The organism is Arthrobacter zhaoxinii (assembly GCF_024385505.1).
In the GTDB taxonomy this organism is placed as follows: Bacteria; Actinomycetota; Actinomycetes; order Actinomycetales; family Micrococcaceae; genus Arthrobacter_B; species Arthrobacter_B zhaoxinii.
On the sequence record NZ_JANFLT010000006.1, the window covers coordinates 212935 to 229457 of the forward strand.

The window sequence follows — 16523 nt, forward strand, 5'->3', positions numbered from 1 at the left end:
GATTCCCCCTTATCGTTCCGGCTGGTGCCGGCTCTGGTGGGTAATCTACATGGGCAGTGGCGAAACAGTTCCGATTCGGCCCCCGCCCCTCCGTCTGCAAGGATGCTGGTAAGCCTGCTGATAAAGGAGCATCCCATGCCTTCCCCCGCCCCCACCCCGAACGCCGCCGCCTACGGGGTGCACTCGGAGGTCGGCAAACTGCGCAAAGTCTTGGTCTGCGCACCGGGCCTGGCCCACGAACGGCTCACCCCCACCAACCGTGAAGACCTGCTGTTCGACGACGTGATGTGGGTGGAAAACGCCCAGCGCGACCACGCCGACTTCGTCACCAAGATGGAAAACCACGGCGTGGACGTGGTGGAACTGCACGATCTCCTGGGTCAGACCATGGACATCCCTGAGGCGCGGACCTGGCTGCTGGACCGGAAAATCGTGGCCAACCGCGTCGGGCTGGGACTGGTGTCCGGCACCCGGGCGTTCCTGGATTCGCTGACCGGCGCGGACCTGGCGCGCTACCTCATCGGCGGGCTCGCGACGTCGGACCTTCCCGCGGACTACCGCAGCGGTTACATCGCCCTGGCCCGGGAATCCTCGGGCCGGCCCGAGTACCTGCTTCCGCCGCTGCCCAACACCCTCTACACCCGGGACACCACCTGCTGGGTCGGCGGCGGGCTGACGCTGAACCCGCTGTACTGGCCGGCACGCCACGACGAGACCCTGCTGATGCAGGCCATCTATAAGTTCCATCCGGAGTACGCGGCGTCCACCGTCTGGTGGGGCGACGGGGAACAGGACTGGGGCCAGGCATACCTGGAAGGCGGGGACGTGATGCCGGTGGGCAACGGCACCGTGCTGATCGGCATGGGGGAGCGCACCTCCCGCCAGGCCATCACGCAGCTCGCGCAGTCGCTGTTCGCCGCCGAGGCCGCCGAGCGGATCGTGGTGGCCGGCATGCCCAAGCTGCGGGCCGCGATGCACCTGGACACTGTGTTCACCTTCGCGGACCGGGATCTGGCCACCATCCATCCGGCCATTGTGGACGGCATCCACGCCTTCACCATCCACCCCTCGGACCGCAGCCCCGGCCTGGAGGTGCGGGACCACCGCGACCGCCGCTTCGTAGACGTGGTGGCCGAATCCATGGGCTATCGAAAGCTGCGCCTGGTGGAGACCGCCGGCGACTACTCCGCCTCCGAACGGCAGCAGTGGGACAGCGCGAACAACGCCGTCGCCCTAGAGCCGGGCGTGGTGTTCACCTATGACCGCAACACCCAGACCAACGCGGCGCTGCGGAACGCCGGCGTCGAGGTCATCCCCATTGTCGGGGCTGAACTCGGCCGTGGCCGCGGCGGCGGGCACTGCATGACCTGCCCGATCATCCGGGATCCGCTCGACTAACGACGACGGCGCGGGGCCGGCTGGCATGTGACCGCGGCCCCGGCCACGGTTTCGACGTGGACTCCAGCGAACGCACCGCCCTTGACGGGTGCATGCCTTTCCACTGCAGGGACCCGTCCGACATTCGTCTCCGGGTGCTGGCCGCCGATTCGGACCCTGCCGTCTCCCTCTGAGAGGATTGTGGTGAGCCGCTGACGGAGGAGCCTCCGCAGGAAGCGGTCCGTCCCTCCACAGATGTCTAAGCGGTGTTGCCTCAGTGGCCGCAACATCCGATTGGAAAAGAACCGTGTCTAATGCGCCTGCTTCAGGGGACAAAGCCCCAGCAGCCAAACTCTCCCTGCTGACCCTCACCACTGTGGTGATCGGGTCCATGGTCGGGGCCGGGGTGTTTTCCCTGCCCCAGCGCTTCGCCGAGGAAACCGGGGTGTGGGGTGCGCTGGTCGCCTGGCTGATTGCGGGTTCCGGCATGCTGATGCTGGCCTTTGTGTTCCAGCGGCTGTCCATGCGCAAGCCGGCGCTTGATGCGGGGATCTTTGCCTACGCCAAGGCCGGCTTCGGAAACTATGTGGGGTTCTTCTCCGCAGCGGGTTACTGGGCCAGTGCCTGCGTGGGAAACGTCACCTACTGGGTGCTCACCATGTCCACGCTGGGAGTCTTGTTTCCGCAGTTGGGCGCAGGGGACACCCTCCTCGCCGTCCTGCTGTCCTCGGCCGGGCTGTGGGGATTCTTCTTCCTGATCAGGCGCGGGATCAAAGAAGCCACGGCCATTAACCGGATAGTCACGATCGCCAAGGTTGTTCCCATTTTGGTCTTCGTGCTGTTTGCTGTCTTCCTGTTCGACCCCGCCGTCTTCGCGGGAAACCTTACCGGGGCGGACTATACGGGGCCGCTGTTCGAGCAGGTCAGCAACACGATGCTGGTGACGGTGTTCGTGTTCCTCGGTGTTGAGGGTGCCAGCGTGTATTCGCGCCATGCCCGACGGCGGGAGGACGTTGGCCGGGCCACCGTCCTCGGATTTCTGAGCGTCTTTGCCATCTTTGCCTCGGTCACGATCGTCTCCTACGGCGTCCTGCCGATGGAACAGCTCGCCGAGCTGCGCCAACCATCCCTGGCGGGCGTCCTGGAAGCGGGGGTGGGGGCCTGGGGGCTGGTGTTCGTCAGCGCAGGCCTGATCATTTCGGTGATGGGGGCTTACCTGGCTTGGAGCCTGATGGCGGCGGAGGTCCTGTATGTGGCCGCCAGAGAGAAGGACATGCCGCGGTTCCTGTCCCGGGTCAGCGAGGACGATGTCCCGGTCAACGCCCTGCTGCTGAGCACCCTGCTCAGCCAGCTGGTAATGGTCATCACCTACTTCTCCGGGGATGCCTTCGACTTCGCACTGGACATGACCGCGGTCCTGACGTTGTTTTCCCTCCTTTTCGCGGCCCTCTACGCTCTCAAGCTCGGTTGGAGCGGGGAATCGTATGAAGGAGCCCTGAGCCGCACCCGGCGGGGCGACCTGGCCATTGCCGTCATTGCCACCATTTATTCAGTGTTCCTGGTCTATGCCGCCGGGCTGCCCCTGGTGCTGCTTTCGTTGATCTTCTACGCCCCCGCCACCGTCCTGTTCGTGATTGCCCGCCGTGAACAAGGGCAGCGCGTTTTCCGGGGAGGGGAGCTGATTCTTTTCCTCATTACTTTGGTAGGAGCCGTTGCAGGCGTGCTCGCCCTGACCCGGGGCTGGATAGAGCTCTGAGCAGAGGGCGTGCCGCGTCCTGCGGTATGCACCCGGAAGTGGGCAAGCTGTGCAAGGTTCTGGTCTGTGCCCCGGGTCTGACCCACGAACGGCTCACGCCGACCAACCGTGAAGACCTGCTGTTCGACGACGTCATGTGGGTGGATCGCCCAGCGCGACCACGCGGACTTCGTCGCCAAGATGACCAGCCGCGGCGTCGACGTCGTCGAACTCCACGACCTGCTGGGCCCGACCCGGGTACCTGCTGCCGCCGCTATGAATCTTCTGTCCTGGCAGAGATGTTCCACCAGTGAAGGACCACCGCCACGATGATTAGCGGGACGTGGATGGCGGGAAGATTTCTGGCCAGCCATTGAGGCAAATAGATGTCGGTGACAGACCCGGAACTATCTCCGAGATTTCGTGCCACCGCCGTAAGCGGGCAGTGAAATCCGTTGCCGGCGAAGACCAGAACCTCCATGGACACCACGGCGGCCGCGATCCCTGCTCTGCGGTCAGACCGCTTCCGGATGCCGGCGACCAGAACATGAAGCATGCAGCTTTCAATGGTGACCCACGCAAACGTGTGAAACACCTTCACTGCTCTAAGTAGCGCGTCGCGTTCGTTCATGCCCCATTGTCGCGCTCGCTGTCGGGGAACGAGTCCTGGTTCCCTTCCTTAGCTGGATCCGGGTTCGGTTGAGCTACGTGAAGGATTCAGTCGCTACGTGACCAATATTGGCCATTTCGGAACGGGGGACTTGGAACTAAGAGTCGAACTCGAATCACCATGGTCGGTCGTAGAGGATCTCACGCGGCGTGCTTACATGGCCAACTAGCCCTGGAAAGTGAAATTCCGGTCAAACCACCCCGCCGAATCCTCTGCAGTGTCGGAGTACGCCGCTAAAGTGTCCGACATGACGAAACCCTCGAGCTATGAGATCCATGCCTGGCGACGGATCCAGCATGTTAAGCCACGCCCGATCTCGCGGGCGATGAAAAAAGCCAGTGAACAAGTGGCTAACGGTGCTGCCGGTCTTGGTAAGCGTGCAGGACAATACCTCGAGGACCGTCCAGGCGCCCAGTCGGCCGTCTCCCGCGGCCAGGAAATGGTGGGCAAGGGTGCAAGCGCCATACGTGCCGGAGCCCGCAAAACTGCTGAGGCCGTTCCCGAAGCGATGACGGAATGGGGTGGTGCGGCCGTTGACTCTGTGACCCGGATGCTGGCACGGGCAGCCCGCGTGGGGCTATCTCCACGTCGGGTAATAGAAGCCCATCAGAAGCGTGGGCACGATGTGTCCTCGCTTTCGGACCTGCGCCGCCTTGACCTCGAGCAGATCGACGCGGTGCGGGGGCGGGGACTGAACCTTTACTATCCGATCGCTGCTGCAGTCTCAGGCATGGGTGCCGGGTTGGTCATCTCCGGTGGAGCGCTGGTCACTGTCGCCTCAGCCGGTGCCGGCGCAGCGCCTTCCGGTGTTGCGGTTGCTGGAGCCATGACCGGTGACGCGGCCGTTGTTCTGGGACTGGCATCGCGCTCGGTGGGGCATGTGTCGCTGTTCTACGGGTATGACCCGGAGGAACCCGGCGAAAAACTGTTCGTGATGTCGGTGGTGAATGCTGGCACCGCAATGTCGGCCAGCGCAAAGACGGCTGCCATGTCAGATATTTCCCGGCTAACCCAGGCACTCGTTCGTGGCAAAGCATGGTCCGTCCTGGATAAATCCATCGTCACTAGGGTTTCCCATGAGTTCGCGAAGGCGTTCGGCGTCCGGTTCACCAAGCAGTCGCTTGGCAAGGTGGTGCCGGCTGCAGGAATAGTGATTGGGGGAGGGTTCAATTGGGCCACCCTGGAGTCGGTTGTCGACGCCGCCGACACTGCATACAGGCGGCGTTTTCTGCTGGAGAAGTACCCCCATCTGGCGGAGGACGACGGACGTGGAGTGGTCGTTGACCCAGAGGCTCCGGACGAGGCAGACGAAACCATAAGCATCCTCGGGGAGCTGGCCGAAGCAGGCGGACCCGAAATCCATTAGGCAAGGGGGCCGACCCTCGCCTGCACCACTGCCTGACCTGCCGTTCGGCGATGCCATCGGCGGCGGTAACCCCGCCCCCGATAGAATCGACGGATGCCCGAAACCCTGCAGCCGCCAACATCGCGCACGTCCACAGCCTCCACCCGGCTTGCACGCATTGTCACCGAAACCACCGCCCCGACCGTCCTCGTGGGCGTCCTCCTGCTACTGCAGCCCCTGCTCACCCCGGGCGTGACCTGGCTGCAGGGCATCACGGCAGCGCTGTTCACCGTGGGACTGCCCTTCGCCGGGATCCTGGTGCTGAAGCGGCGCGGTAGAGTGACCGACCATCACGTGGGAGTGCGGACGCAGCGGGCACCGATTCTGGCCGCCTCCGCTGTGTCGCTGGGCGTCGGTGCGCTGCTCCTGGTGCTGCTCGATGCCCCGGCCGCACTGTTCGGCGAAATCGGAGGCGTCTTCATCGGCATGATGCTGTGCCTCGCGGCAAACCTGGTGTGGAAGCTGTCCGTGCATTCCGCCGTCGCCGCCTACGTCGGCCTGGCCCTGCTGGCGCCCATCCCGGCGGTGGGTGCTGCGCTGGCTCTGCTGCTGGCCTCGGCCACGGGCTGGTCACGGGTGAAGCTCGGCGACCACACACCTACACAGGTCCTGGCCGGACATGTGGCCGGATGCCTGACGTTCACCGCCGCCATGATGCTGCCCTGATCCGCGGTCCGGAAAGTGTTTCTTACAACCATAAGTCTTATTACAAACCCTTAACGATTTCCGCCCCTGCATTTTCCCGTTAATAGACCGTTCCAATTAACAGAAGAATGAGCGAAATACAAACCCGCCGAATCCGGATGCTCTGACATCCGAAGCCACGCGGGGCACCGTGACGCTTGTCATAATGTGGACGGATGACTCAGACAGCATCCAAGAGAGTTCGGGCCGGCACGGTCATCACCATGATGGGGGCAATCCTTGCCTACCTGATCGGCTCCGGTTTCGCCACAGGCCAGGAGGCCCTGCAGTACTTCGCGTCCTTCGGGGCGGTCGGTGCCGCTGGCGCCCTGGTGATTAGTTTTTGCCTTTATTCCTACGTCACGGCGGTGGTTCTCCGCGATGGCCACAACCTCCGGTTGAAATCCGGAAATGCGATCTTCGAATACTACTGCGGAAAGTACATCGGCAAATTCTTCGGCGTTTTTACGCCCTTGTTCTTCTTCTGCCTGTTCGGGGTCATGCTCTCCGGAGCAGGTGCCGCCCTCAACGAGCACCTGGGCTGGAACAGTCAGGTGGGAATCCTGGCGATGGCGGCGGTAGTGCTGCTGACCGTGATGATGGGGCTTGATGGCCTGGTCGGCATTGTGTCCAAACTCGGTCCCGTCATCGTCGCCCTGTGCCTCGTCGTCGGCATCGTCGGTATCGTCAGGAGCCCGCAGGGCATCGCGGCATCAGCGGATACCCTCCCCACCATCGACGTTCTGCAGGCGGCCCCGAACTGGGCCGTGTCGGGATTCAACTACCCGGGACTGGGGATCCTGATGCTGGTCCCGTTCCTTGCGAGCCTTAGCACACGAGTCCGCAATGACAGGGAAGCCGTCACCGCCGGTCTGGCCGGAGCCATGACGTTTGTGGCGGCGGTTGCCGTGGTGGCTTTCGGGCTGCTGGCCAACATCGGTGACGTGTATGACAAGCAGATCCCCATGCTGTGGATTGCCAACCAGATTTTCTCCGGCGCGGGCAGCGTCTTCTCGGTGGTCCTCTTCGCCGGCATTTACACCACCGCCGTTCCACTGCTGTGGACGGCGATCAACCGGATCGAGACAAACGACAGGAGCAACCGGGCAAAGCTGTTCGGCCTCATCGCCACGGTGGCTGCGGTGCTGTTGGCGCAGGTGCCGTTCGCGGCACTCGTCAACGTCCTGTACCCGGTTGCCGGTTACCTGGCACTGGTTCTGGTGGGGTGCATTGTCATCCGGCAGATCCGAAACATCAGGGCCCGGAAGCAGGGGACCGACGTCTACGCCGTCGAGTTCGAGCGGCTACCTGAGGAGAAGGCAGCTGCTGCACCCCACGTCGTCCAGGCCGGGTAGCTCGACGACGGCAGCAGCTCCCGGCAGGCCCCGCCCCTGGCCAAGTCCCAAGCTGCGATAAAGTCGGTGCAGTCTCTTTCCACATCTGCGTAGGAATGAAGTGGATAACAAACGATGGGGAATGAATGACAGCGCGCTATAGGAAGTCCGCCGGCGAACGGACAACCTCAAAAGCAGTGGTCGCCGCACTGAATCTGGGCGAACACGTCACCTTCGATGAACTGCTCGCTGCCGTAACCAAGACGCACGGCAAACCCATTGAACTGCGCGACATCGACTCCGCCGTCATTCCCTCCGTGACCGGTCTCTGGATCGAGAAGGACACGAAGTCCATCATCCTGCTGCCCTCCGGCGACAACCGGCTGCACCGCACCCACGCCGCCTGCCACGAGTTCGGCCACATCCTCCTACGCCACCAGGGCTGCGGCGGAGTGGACACCACCATGCCCTCCCTTTTCCAGCACATCGGCAGCCGCAAGGGAATCCGGCGGATGCTGGCACGGTCCCTCGCCTGGAACGAAACCGAACGCGCCGCCGAACAGGTGGCCTACCTCCTCTCGCTGGCCCTGCTGCCCCGGGAACGCGAGAGCCCCAGCACCTTTGAACGGACCTTCCTGTGATTACGCTGCAGATGCTGCCGGCCGCCGCCCTCTGGACAGTGGTGATCATCCGGCTGGTGGGCCTGCACTTCGGCTGGAAGCCGGGCATCCTGTCCGGCATGGCCGCCGTCGCCGTCGGCGCGACCCTGAACATTGACCAGGTCTACCTCTTCGTCGATTCCCTGCTGGGGGAGCGGAACCTGCTCAACCTGGTTGTCCACCTCTTTATGGGCGCCGGGATGACGGAACTGAGCCGCCTGCTGCTGAAGGCCACCGGCAGGTCGGACGACGACGGCGGGCGGCACATGAAGGCGCTGATCGGCATGGGCATTGTTATGGCCGTGATTCAGACGGCCCTGCTCCTGGTGTCCGATACCCGAGGGTCGGCCACCAACTTCACCGACGCCTTCGCATCCATCCCCACGATTGCCCCGTACCAGGCGAGCTTCTTCGCCTGGATCGGCGTTGTCCTCGGGTACACCGGAGTGGCCTGCCTGCGCCGGGACAAGACCGGGGAATCCCGGGAATTCGGTCGGGGACTGGGCATCGTCAGCGCAGGGTGCGGAGCCGGCGTGGGAGCCGTGCTGATGAAAATGCTGCTGATCGGCCTGGAATATTCCGGTGTGGAGGCGTCCTTCGGCCTCTATATCGGCTACCGGGTCCTCATCGCGCTGACCTTGCTCTGCTTCGCCGCCGGGTTCGCGGTGCCGTCCTCCGCCCGCATGAAAACCGCCGCCGCGGCCCGCCGTCGTCGTGCCGCGGATCTGGACACCCTGCGCCCGATCGTGTGCCGCTTGGCCACGACCGATGAAGGCAAGCGGGCCATGGATGCGGCCAACGTATCCCTGAACGCCCGCACCTCCAAGACCCAGCTCTACCGCTGGTTCATCCTCATCGGCGACATCCGGGTGCTTCGACCCGGACTGCTGTCACCGGAGGAAGTACACATTATTGACGAGATAGGCACACGAATTGAAGACAACGGAACACCGGCCCGCCGCGAAGCTATCGCCGGCGGCTAGCTGGTACTCCAAAATCCTGCCGCCGGCCCTGGTGCTGGCGGTCCTCATCATTGCTGCAGGGATCGAGGCGGGGCTCGGACCGGTGGGCGTCGCCCTGCTCCTGGCCGGCGTCGTCGTGGTGCCCGGAGCGGTCTACAAGGGCACCAAGGGTCTGTTCCGGCGTCGCGGCATACCGGACAGCCGGCGGACCACTTTAGTGGCTGTCCTGATGCTGGCCGCCGCCGTCGTCTGCTTCCTGGTGCCCGTGGCCGCGCCGGTGCCGGCAACGGTGACCGGGCTGCTGCTCGGCAACGTGGGCCTTGTCTTCTTCCGGCGCTGGCTCAACGTGTCGGCGCATGTGTCCGTGCTGACCTTCGGCGTGCTCTGGGTCATCGCGACATACGGGGCGGGCTGGGCGTGGCTGTTGATACTATCGCCGTTGATGGTCTTCAGCCGGGTGTCCCTGGGGGAACATAGTCTGCGGGAGGCGCTGTCCGGCGCGGCCCTGGGACTGGCCACCTTCTGCTGTTTCCTCGCAGTTATGACATGGAGCTGACATACGTGAATGACTTTGATCTTCCCCCGGAGCGCGCTGCGGGCATCCGGCGAGCCGAAACGCTTGCCCGGAAGATCAATCTCCTGCTGGACGTCATCATGTCCGACTCCGGTAAGCCCTTCGACTACCCGGCCATTCGGGACGGGGCGCAGAAAGCCGGCTACTACCTCTCCCGCACCCGGTGGTCGTTGCTGAAGTCCGGCAAGGAGCAGGTGGTTCCCGAGGAAGCGCTGCGTGCCATTGCCGCCGTCTTCGACGTCGATCCCGACTACCTGCTGCAGGAGGACGGCAACCTGCCCGAGCGGGTCGAGGCCGAGCTGGAGCTGCTCCGCAGCCTGCGGCGGGCCGAGGTGCGGAACTTCGCGGCCCGGGCCCTGGGGCCGGTGGATCCGGAGGCGTTGAAGGCCATCGCGAAAATCCTGGACGAGGATAACTAGGTTTCCGGCCCGCGGGCGGCCTGTGCGGCTTTCTGTGCGGCTTTCTTCGAAGGCTCACTGCGGTCGGAAAACTTTGACCCGGACCATGAGCGGTGGTAGCGTCTCACCCATGTCTCACACATGTGTGAGACATGGAAAAAGTTTCTAAACGGCGGACGGGGCCGATGAGGAATTCGTGCATTTGTGACTGGGGGGTCACTGCCGAAGTCTCCACCTCAAAGGTTTCTCCGTTCCCGTTTAGGGCGCGTCTCGGCGCGTCGTATCTGTAGCATCCGCTGCCTGTGGGGGGTCGGTGGAAGGCTGCAACCGAAGCCAGCGGATTACGTCCGCTGGCTTCGCTGTTTCCCGGGGCAAACGCCGGCGCAACCCAAGCGGACGGTTCCAAAGCGGACACCGGACGGTCCGGGTCAGTGCGTGGCCTGCGAAGGTCGAAGCTCATCCTCCGTGCTGGCTTTGGTCCGGGCAAGAACTCCGGCCGCACTGACTCCGCACGCCGCCGCGGCAACGGCAAATGCCAGGCCGAAACCGGACGCTTCAATGAGCCCGCCGGTCAGGGCCGCCCCGGCGGCCTGGCCGAGGATGAGGGTGATGAACAGGGCCGACGTGCCGGCGGCGCTGCTGCTCGACGTGGCGGTGGCCCAGATGATGAGGACCGACGTCGCAGCGGTGTAGGCGAGTCCGAACAGCGCCGCGGCAGCAAAGGCGAGGGCGGTACTGCCGGGTGCAAGGGCCATCGCCCCGGTTGCGGCAGCGGTGGCCAGCACCGTGACCGGCCAGGTGAAGCGGATCGGGTGCCGGGCCAGCCACGGGGCCGTCAGTACGGCGGCGGCGCCGCCGGCACCAAGGGCGATCCACGCCCCGGCCGAGAGGGCGACCGGCATGCCGCCCCGGTCTTCGAGCAGGGTGCGGCCGTACACCCAGACCGCGGCGCAGCCGACGCCGTAGAGGAAGGCCGCAGCGAGCGGCCACTTCAGTGCGGTCAGCACGCCGAGCTCTAGACCGCGGGACCGGCTTCCGCCGCGCTGTTGCCGCCCGTCGTCGTCGTTCCCGGGGTCGCGTTCCCGGCGCCCGCCGTCGTCGTCCGTACCTTCGATGCCTGCACGACGCCGCGAAACATCCGCGCGCAGCACCCCGAGCATCCCCGTCACCGCGATGACGGCAATCAGCCCCCAGGCCAGCCGCCACGAGGACCCCAGCATCAGGGCCAGCAGCCCGGCCGCGACCACCCCGAATCCGGTCCCGGAATTCACCACCGACTGCCGTTTCGCCGCGTGGATCGGCTTCGTGTTGCGCTGCACCAGTTCCACCAGCGCGGGGGAGGCGAAGCCCGCGCCCATCCCGGCCAGCAGTACGGCTGCAGCGAAGAGGCCCGTCGACGGAGCCGCGGCGATCCCCGCGGAGCCGAGCGCCGCCGTCGTGCCGGCGAGAATCGTCATCAGCCGCGGATGCCGCGGCGCGTAAACAAAGCCCAGCCCGGCCGACACGCAGTAGATCACCGAGGCGCCGGAGGAGAGCAGCCCGCCGACGGCCGGCGTCAACTCAAAGGAGGCGGAGAAGGCCGGCAGGAACAGGCCGTAGCCCAGCCGTGCCAGGCCGTAGGTCGCGGCGATGAGGGTTACCGCGGCGACCGCGAAGAGCGGGCCGGCGGTCGGAACGGAAGGCTGTAACGGGCGTTTCATTGAAACGTACGTTATATGATGGGCGCATGGTTGGACAACCCAGTGCACGTGAGCGCCTGCTCGATGCCGCCGAAGAACTCGCCTTCACCCAAGGGGTCGCGGCGACGCCGGTGGACCGGATCCTGCAGCGCGCCAACGTCTCACCCGCGACGCTGTATGCGCACTTCGGCAACAAGGAAGGCCTGATTGCGCAGGCGCTGCGCCGCCGGCTGCAGAACTGGGATGCTGCCTGGCAGCGGGAAATCGCCGCCGCCGCCACGGACCGGGACCGGCTGCTGGCGGTCTTTCCCGCGCTGACCAGCTACCGCTCGGGCACGTCCGCCGCCCGCTGGTGCGCCGCGCTGGGCGTCGCCGCGGAAACGGTCGACCCGGGCCAGCAGCTCGCGGAGACCCTGTCGCAGGATACGCAGCTGCTCACCGACCGCTTCCGGGAACTCGCGGTGCCCGTCGTCGGAGCCGACGACGCCGATGCGGTGGCGGCACATCTGCTGCTGATCTTCACTGGCGTCCTGGGCATGCTGCTGCGCGGTGACTCTCCGGAGGCGGCTGCCGCCACCGGGCGCGTCACCGCGGAGTTCGTTATCGACGGGTTCGGGGCGTCCCCTTCGGGCGCGTAACTTTCCCGGACGATGACGACGGCGCCCGCGACGGCGCCCGCGACGGCGGCGGCGGCACCCGTGGCGGCGGCGGCACGCGCTTGCCGGCCGGCGCCTCGCCGGGGCTGAGGTACTGCACGTCGCGGCGGCCGTCGGCGAGGATCCGCAGGTCCTCATCCAGATTCTGCCGCAGCTCCATCAGCCCGAACTGGTAACGCTCCGGATCCTTCGCAACATCGCGCAGGTAGCGGTTGCACACGGCTGACATGCGCATCAGCACCTCGGTCGCGCCGGAGCCGGGCTGCAGATGCGCGAGTGTTTCCGTGATGTTCTCGCGCAGGTCCTGAACAGCCGAGCTGTGCCGCGCCTCGGCAGGTCCGGCGGGCGCGGGTTGCGGGTCGATCGGGGCCAGCGTCCGTTTCAGGTGCAGATCGGTGATCAGCTCGTTGAGTGCCCGGGACTCGTGCCGCCGGTCTCGGCTGCGCCTGGTTCCCCAGCCCGCACCGAAGCCGATCAGCACCCCGCCCGCCGGCCCGAGAACGTCCCAGATCCAGTCCATCCCAGCCTCCAGAAGCGGTGCCTCCAAGCAGGTTACGGGGCCGGAATGCGGTTCTGCCAGAGGAACAGGTGCATGCGGTGGCTTCCCTGTGGGTTTGCCGAGGCGCAAAGGCGCTCACGACTGCTGTAGCGTAAGACTTGATGCATTCGCATCCATATTCGCAGTCTTTTCACGGGGGACCTTTGTCTTTTCAGCCACCTGCCCAAAATTCGGGTAAATCAATTCGCTCAACTTGGGTGGTGGCGGTCCTCCTGTTGCTGCTCCTTATTCTCTGCCTGGCAACGGGTGACGGCGGTTTCGGGATCTGGCTGTTTCTGACGGCGCTCGTTGTGCTTATCTCCGCGCTTTACGCGTTGGTTTTCCGCCGCCCCTCGTGGGTGCGGCTCACCACCCCTACGGCTCGAAAGCGGGCACTGGGACTAGCAGGTGCCATGGCGATCGTCGGCTTGGTTGTTACCGGGATGACCGCTCCAGCTGTGGAAAAACCAGTCGAAGCTGCCGCCGAAAAGTCACCCTCGCCGTCGCCCTCGCCGACTAAAACCACCGCTTCTCCGACCCCGACACCCACACAGATTGCCAACAAGGCATGTAAGTCCGCCGGTGCCACCCAGACGTTGAAGCAGGCTGCATCCCCCAGCCCCACTCCGTCCGATTCGACCTCAGCAAAGGCGTCACCGTCCTCTTCCCCGTCGACGACGGCAGCATCGCCGTCCGCCAGGCCAACCTCCCAGGCGGTTGTCTACGTCTGCACTGAAAACGACAACGGCAAGCTCGTCTGGATGGATGAAGATAAATCCAAAAAGTTGATCGCGGACCGGAAATCCTCAGAGGACAAGAAGGTTGAAGAGGAGAAGAAGGCGGCGGACGACAAGAAAGCCGCCGAGGATAAGAAGGCTGCAGATGCGGCTGCTGCGGAAGAGGCCGAGCGGAAGCGGGTGGCAGACGAAGCAGCTGCGGCAGCCGAAGCGCAGCGTCTTGCCGACGAACAAGCTGCAGCCGAAGCCCAAAGGGTTGCCGACGAACAGGCTCGCCAGCAGTACGTGCCGCCAGCACCAGCACCAGCACCAGCACCAGCACCTGCCCCTGCTCCGGCTCCTGCCCCTGCTCCGGCCCCGGCTCCTGCCCCGTCAGTTGTGCACCCAGGCTCGTTCTGCAGCAATGCCGGTTCCGGAGGAGTTACTTCCAAGGGAACGCCAATGGTTTGCGGTCCGGGCTCGGACGGACGCCTTAGGTGGCGCTCTGCCTAAAGCTCATGCGGCGAAAACAAGCAGTTTGCTGAAGCCCTAGATGTTGCCCTTGGACCCGCCTAGCGTGGTTCCAAGGGCAACGTCCGTTAACGGCTACGTTGTCGTTCCAGAAGCCAGCCGAGGTCCGCGGACCGGGGGAGGCAGGCCCGGCACCATACCGCTGAGGCACCATGTCGCACGAATCAACACCAGCAGCAGCTCCCTTCGGTGCGTCTGTGCGTCAGCGAAGTCTTGGCGGAACTCCCCGCTCCGCATGGCTGGTCATTGGACTGGCCGCCGGACTGCTGTTGGTCGCGGCCCTGCAGGGCAGCCTCGGAATCCTCGTGTGGCTGCTCGCCGCCGGATCCCTGCTGGTGTTCACTGCGCTCTACGCGCTGGGGTTCCGCCGCCGCAGCTGGGCCAATCTGGCCACTCTCGAACAGCGGAAATTTACGCTGTCCCTCGGAGCGGTGGTGGTTGTCCTCGGCATGGTGGCGGGCATCGTCTCCACACCGGAGCCGGCACGGACTCCGATGTCCTCGGACGCCGAAGGCCTCCGGCCGCGGCCCGATCTTTTCGCCCTCCCGACGCCGCAGACGACGCCGCCGCCCGGATCCATCCTCCGGCGGGCCCAGCAGCCCGCGGCCGACCAGGCAACGGACGAGCCCGCCGACGGGGCCGACAGCTATGCGCTGCTGGGGGATACGTCTGGCTGGGAGCCAGCCGAGGCCGATGATTCCCTCGCGGACAAGCCCTGCGAGGAGCCGGGGGAAGCACGCACCCAGCGGCAGACCGAGTACCGCTGCACGCACGCCACAGACGGACGGCTGGTCTGGGTCGAGAGATCCGGAGCGGAGCGGCTGCAGGAGGAGCGAGCTGCTGCGGAGATGGCACGCGCGCAGGAACGGGCACGTGAAGCGCAACGGGAGCAGGACATGGCGGAGCAAAGGGCAGCGGAGGAACGCGCACGGGAAGCCGCTCAGCCGCCGCAACAGCCGAATCCGCCCGCCAACCAGCCGCAGCCCCCGCCGAGTGATCCCCCGACGGAACCTCCAAACCAGCCGCCGACAGCACCGCCAACGGAACCACCAGCGGAGCCGCCAAACCCGACTCCAACGCAGCCGCCCGCTGATCCGCCGACCCGGCCGCCGAACCCGGATCCGACGACGCCGCCCACCGTTCCGCCTACGCTCCCGGATCGGCCGGACCCGCTCGCTCCGGATCCCGATATCCCGGTCCTTCCGCCGGAGTTCCCGGTGCCGCCGGAGCCGCAGCCTCCGCAGCGCCCGGCCCCGCCGTCGTCGTCGTTCGCTCCGCCGTCAACAGCGCCGGATGCCAGCCAGGCCGCCGTCGAAGCCGCCCTGCCCGCTTCCCGCTAACCGCCCTACCGGAACGCGGAAATGCCGGTAATGTGCTGGCCGAGGATGAGGGTGTGGACCTCGTCGGTGCCTTCGTAGGTCCGCACAGATTCGAGGTTGTTGGCGTGCCGCAGCGGTGAGTAGTCCAGGGTGATGCCGTTGCCGCCCAGGATCGCGCGGGCCTCCCGGCAGATCGCGATGGCTTCGCGCACGTTGTTCAGCTTGCCCACGGAAATCTGTACCGGTTCCAGCGTGCCGGAGTCCTTGAGCCGCCCGGTGTGGATGGCCAGCAGCACGCCCTTGGAGATTTCCAGCAGCATGTTCACCAGCTTCTCCTGGGTGATCTGGTAGGCGGCGAGCGGCTTGTCGAACTGCAGCCGTTCCAGCGAGTACTTCAACGCCTCCTCGTAGCTGTCCCGGGCCGCGCCCATCGAGCCCCAGAGGATGCCGTAGCGGGCCTCGTTCAGGCAGGAGAACGGTCCGCGCAGTCCCTTCGCACCGGGCAGCAGCGCCGAGTCCGGCAGCCGCACGTCGTCCAGGAACACATCGCACTGGATGGAGGCGCGCATGGACAGCTTCGGTTCGATCGGCACGGCGGAGAAGCCGGGAGTATCCGTGGGGACGAGGAAGCCGCGGACGCCGTCGTCGGTCTGCGCCCAGATCACGGCGACGTCGGCAATGGAGGCCAGCCCGATCCACCGTTTGGTGCCGCTCAGGACCCAGCCGCCGCCGTCGTGCCGGGCAAACGTGGTCATGCTGGACGGGTCCGAGCCGGCCGTGGGCTCGGTGAGGCCGAAGCAGCCGATCAGCTCGCCGCGCGCCATGCCGGGCAGGTAGCGGTTTTTCTGTTCCTCGGTGCCGAAGCGGTGGATGGCGGTCATGGCCAGCGAGCCCTGGACGGAGACGAAGGTGCGCAGGCCCGAGTCGCCGGCCTCCAGTTCCATCGCGGCGATCCCGTACTCGACGGCGGAGCGTCCCGGGCAGCCGTAGCCCTCCAGGTGCATGCCGAGCAGTCCGAGGCCGCCCAGCTCACGGACAATCTCCACCGGGAACACTGCGTCCTCGTACCAGTCCTTGATGTTCGGGCGGATGCGTTCGTCCACGAAGGTCCGGACTTTCGCACGCAGGGCAAGTTCGTCCTCCGTGAGGAGAGCGTCCAGACCGAGGACGTCCGACGCCGTCCGGAGGGTTTCGAGGTCCGGTGCGGCGGTGGCGGTGGGCGAGGCCGCAGGGGACAAAGGCGGCGTAGCGGGCATGCTCATGGTTCCTCCTGGCGCGTGTTGTTC

The 16523-nt window shown here is 65.7% G+C and carries 16 protein-coding genes and 1 pseudogene; 13 read left to right on the forward strand and 4 right to left on the reverse strand.

What is annotated here, in order from left to right; translation table 11 throughout:
• Positions 1-135: 135 nt before the first annotated feature.
• The 3 genes and pseudogenes from NNX37_RS12385 to NNX37_RS12395 form a co-directional block, all read left to right on the forward strand.
• The gene (locus tag NNX37_RS12385; RefSeq protein WP_255793056.1) at positions 136-1398 is read left to right on the forward strand and encodes an arginine deiminase; all 1263 of its coding nucleotides are present in this window, start codon (positions 136-138) and stop codon (positions 1396-1398) included.
• Between the two features lie 286 nt (positions 1399-1684).
• On the forward strand, positions 1685-3133 hold the full coding sequence (locus NNX37_RS12390; protein ID WP_255793057.1) for a basic amino acid/polyamine antiporter: 1449 nt from the start codon (positions 1685-1687) through the stop codon (positions 3131-3133).
• Between the two features lie 26 nt (positions 3134-3159).
• Positions 3160-3382 (forward strand): annotated as a pseudogene (locus tag NNX37_RS12395) (arginine deiminase family protein); the annotation flags it as partial.
• A gap of 4 nt (positions 3383-3386) precedes the next feature.
• Here NNX37_RS12395 and NNX37_RS12400 read toward each other — a convergent pair.
• A complete protein-coding gene (locus NNX37_RS12400) occupies positions 3387-3743 on the reverse strand; it encodes a hypothetical protein (RefSeq protein ID WP_255793058.1) in 357 nt (118 codons plus the stop codon).
• A 385-nt stretch (positions 3744-4128) separates the two neighbouring features.
• Between NNX37_RS12400 and NNX37_RS12405 the strand changes: the two genes are divergently transcribed.
• The 7 genes from NNX37_RS12405 (at position 4129) to NNX37_RS12435 (ending at position 9819) form a co-directional block, all read left to right on the forward strand.
• Positions 4129-5148: an EcsC family protein gene (locus NNX37_RS12405; protein ID WP_255793059.1), complete on the forward strand. Its 1020-nt coding sequence runs from the start codon at positions 4129-4131 to the stop codon at positions 5146-5148.
• A gap of 93 nt (positions 5149-5241) precedes the next feature.
• On the forward strand, positions 5242-5853 hold the full coding sequence (locus NNX37_RS12410; RefSeq protein WP_255793060.1) for a phosphatase PAP2 family protein: 612 nt from the start codon (positions 5242-5244) through the stop codon (positions 5851-5853).
• A 194-nt stretch (positions 5854-6047) separates the two neighbouring features.
• A complete protein-coding gene (locus NNX37_RS12415; RefSeq protein WP_255793061.1) occupies positions 6048-7226 on the forward strand; it encodes a YkvI family membrane protein in 1179 nt (392 codons plus the stop codon).
• Between the two features lie 125 nt (positions 7227-7351).
• Positions 7352-7846, forward strand: a complete 495-nt coding sequence (locus NNX37_RS12420) for a hypothetical protein (protein WP_255793062.1) — start codon at positions 7352-7354, stop codon at positions 7844-7846.
• Positions 7843-8847: a hypothetical protein gene (locus NNX37_RS12425; RefSeq protein WP_255793063.1), complete on the forward strand. Its 1005-nt coding sequence runs from the start codon at positions 7843-7845 to the stop codon at positions 8845-8847. Before NNX37_RS12420 ends, NNX37_RS12425 begins: the two co-directional genes overlap by 4 nt.
• The gene (locus NNX37_RS12430) at positions 8798-9382 is read left to right on the forward strand and encodes a hypothetical protein (RefSeq protein ID WP_255793064.1); all 585 of its coding nucleotides are present in this window, start codon (positions 8798-8800) and stop codon (positions 9380-9382) included. The genes NNX37_RS12425 and NNX37_RS12430 overlap by 50 nt, the downstream gene beginning before the upstream one ends.
• Positions 9373-9819: a hypothetical protein gene (locus tag NNX37_RS12435; RefSeq protein WP_255793065.1), complete on the forward strand. Its 447-nt coding sequence runs from the start codon at positions 9373-9375 to the stop codon at positions 9817-9819. The genes NNX37_RS12430 and NNX37_RS12435 overlap by 10 nt, the downstream gene beginning before the upstream one ends.
• A gap of 407 nt (positions 9820-10226) precedes the next feature.
• Here NNX37_RS12435 and NNX37_RS12440 read toward each other — a convergent pair whose 3' ends face one another.
• Complete coding sequence (locus tag NNX37_RS12440; RefSeq protein ID WP_255793066.1) at positions 10227-11498, reverse strand: MFS transporter; 1272 nt, start codon at positions 11496-11498, stop codon at positions 10227-10229.
• Positions 11499-11524: 26 nt separating this feature from the next.
• Between NNX37_RS12440 and NNX37_RS12445 the strand changes: the two genes are divergently transcribed.
• Positions 11525-12115: a TetR/AcrR family transcriptional regulator gene (locus NNX37_RS12445; protein ID WP_255793067.1), complete on the forward strand. Its 591-nt coding sequence runs from the start codon at positions 11525-11527 to the stop codon at positions 12113-12115.
• Here the strand turns inward: NNX37_RS12445 and NNX37_RS12450 are convergent.
• A complete protein-coding gene (locus NNX37_RS12450) occupies positions 12078-12653 on the reverse strand; it encodes a hypothetical protein (RefSeq protein WP_255793068.1) in 576 nt (191 codons plus the stop codon). The genes NNX37_RS12445 and NNX37_RS12450 overlap by 38 nt on opposite strands.
• A gap of 239 nt (positions 12654-12892) precedes the next feature.
• Between NNX37_RS12450 and NNX37_RS12455 the strand changes: the two genes are divergently transcribed.
• Together NNX37_RS12455 and NNX37_RS12460 are read left to right on the forward strand one after the other, a co-directional pair.
• Positions 12893-13900 carry a hypothetical protein gene (locus tag NNX37_RS12455; protein WP_255793069.1) on the forward strand — a complete coding sequence of 336 codons (1008 nt, stop codon included), beginning with the start codon at positions 12893-12895 and terminating at the stop codon, positions 13898-13900.
• A 170-nt stretch (positions 13901-14070) separates the two neighbouring features.
• On the forward strand, positions 14071-15258 hold the full coding sequence (locus NNX37_RS12460; RefSeq protein WP_255793070.1) for a hypothetical protein: 1188 nt from the start codon (positions 14071-14073) through the stop codon (positions 15256-15258).
• A 5-nt stretch (positions 15259-15263) separates the two neighbouring features.
• On the opposite strand, the gene NNX37_RS12465 is transcribed toward NNX37_RS12460, so the two are convergent.
• Entirely contained in the window at positions 15264-16493 is a 1230-nt protein-coding gene (locus NNX37_RS12465) for an acyl-CoA dehydrogenase family protein (protein WP_407079971.1), read from the reverse strand.
• Positions 16494-16523: the final 30 nt, after the last annotated feature.

What these genes read in the sequence shown, in the direction of transcription:
- NNX37_RS12385 (WP_255793056.1), top strand. Translation starts at nt 136, where the DNA reads ATGCCTTCCCCCGCCCCCACCCCGAACGCCGCCGCCTACGGGGTGCAC.
- NNX37_RS12400 (WP_255793058.1), bottom strand. Translation starts at nt 3,743, where the DNA reads ATGAACGAACGCGACGCGCTACTTAGAGCAGTGAAGGTGTTTCACACG.
- NNX37_RS12410 (WP_255793060.1), top strand. Translation starts at nt 5,242, where the DNA reads ATGCCCGAAACCCTGCAGCCGCCAACATCGCGCACGTCCACAGCCTCC.
- NNX37_RS12415 (WP_255793061.1), top strand. Translation starts at nt 6,048, where the DNA reads ATGACTCAGACAGCATCCAAGAGAGTTCGGGCCGGCACGGTCATCACC.
- NNX37_RS12420 (WP_255793062.1), top strand. Translation starts at nt 7,352, where the DNA reads ATGACAGCGCGCTATAGGAAGTCCGCCGGCGAACGGACAACCTCAAAA.
- NNX37_RS12435 (WP_255793065.1), top strand. Translation starts at nt 9,373, where the DNA reads ATGGAGCTGACATACGTGAATGACTTTGATCTTCCCCCGGAGCGCGCT.
- NNX37_RS12440 (WP_255793066.1), bottom strand. Translation starts at nt 11,498, where the DNA reads ATGAAACGCCCGTTACAGCCTTCCGTTCCGACCGCCGGCCCGCTCTTC.
- NNX37_RS12445 (WP_255793067.1), top strand. Translation starts at nt 11,525, where the DNA reads ATGGTTGGACAACCCAGTGCACGTGAGCGCCTGCTCGATGCCGCCGAA.
- NNX37_RS12450 (WP_255793068.1), bottom strand. Translation starts at nt 12,653, where the DNA reads ATGGACTGGATCTGGGACGTTCTCGGGCCGGCGGGCGGGGTGCTGATC.
- NNX37_RS12460 (WP_255793070.1), top strand. Translation starts at nt 14,071, where the DNA reads ATGTCGCACGAATCAACACCAGCAGCAGCTCCCTTCGGTGCGTCTGTG.
- NNX37_RS12465 (WP_407079971.1), bottom strand. Translation starts at nt 16,493, where the DNA reads ATGCCCGCTACGCCGCCTTTGTCCCCTGCGGCCTCGCCCACCGCCACC.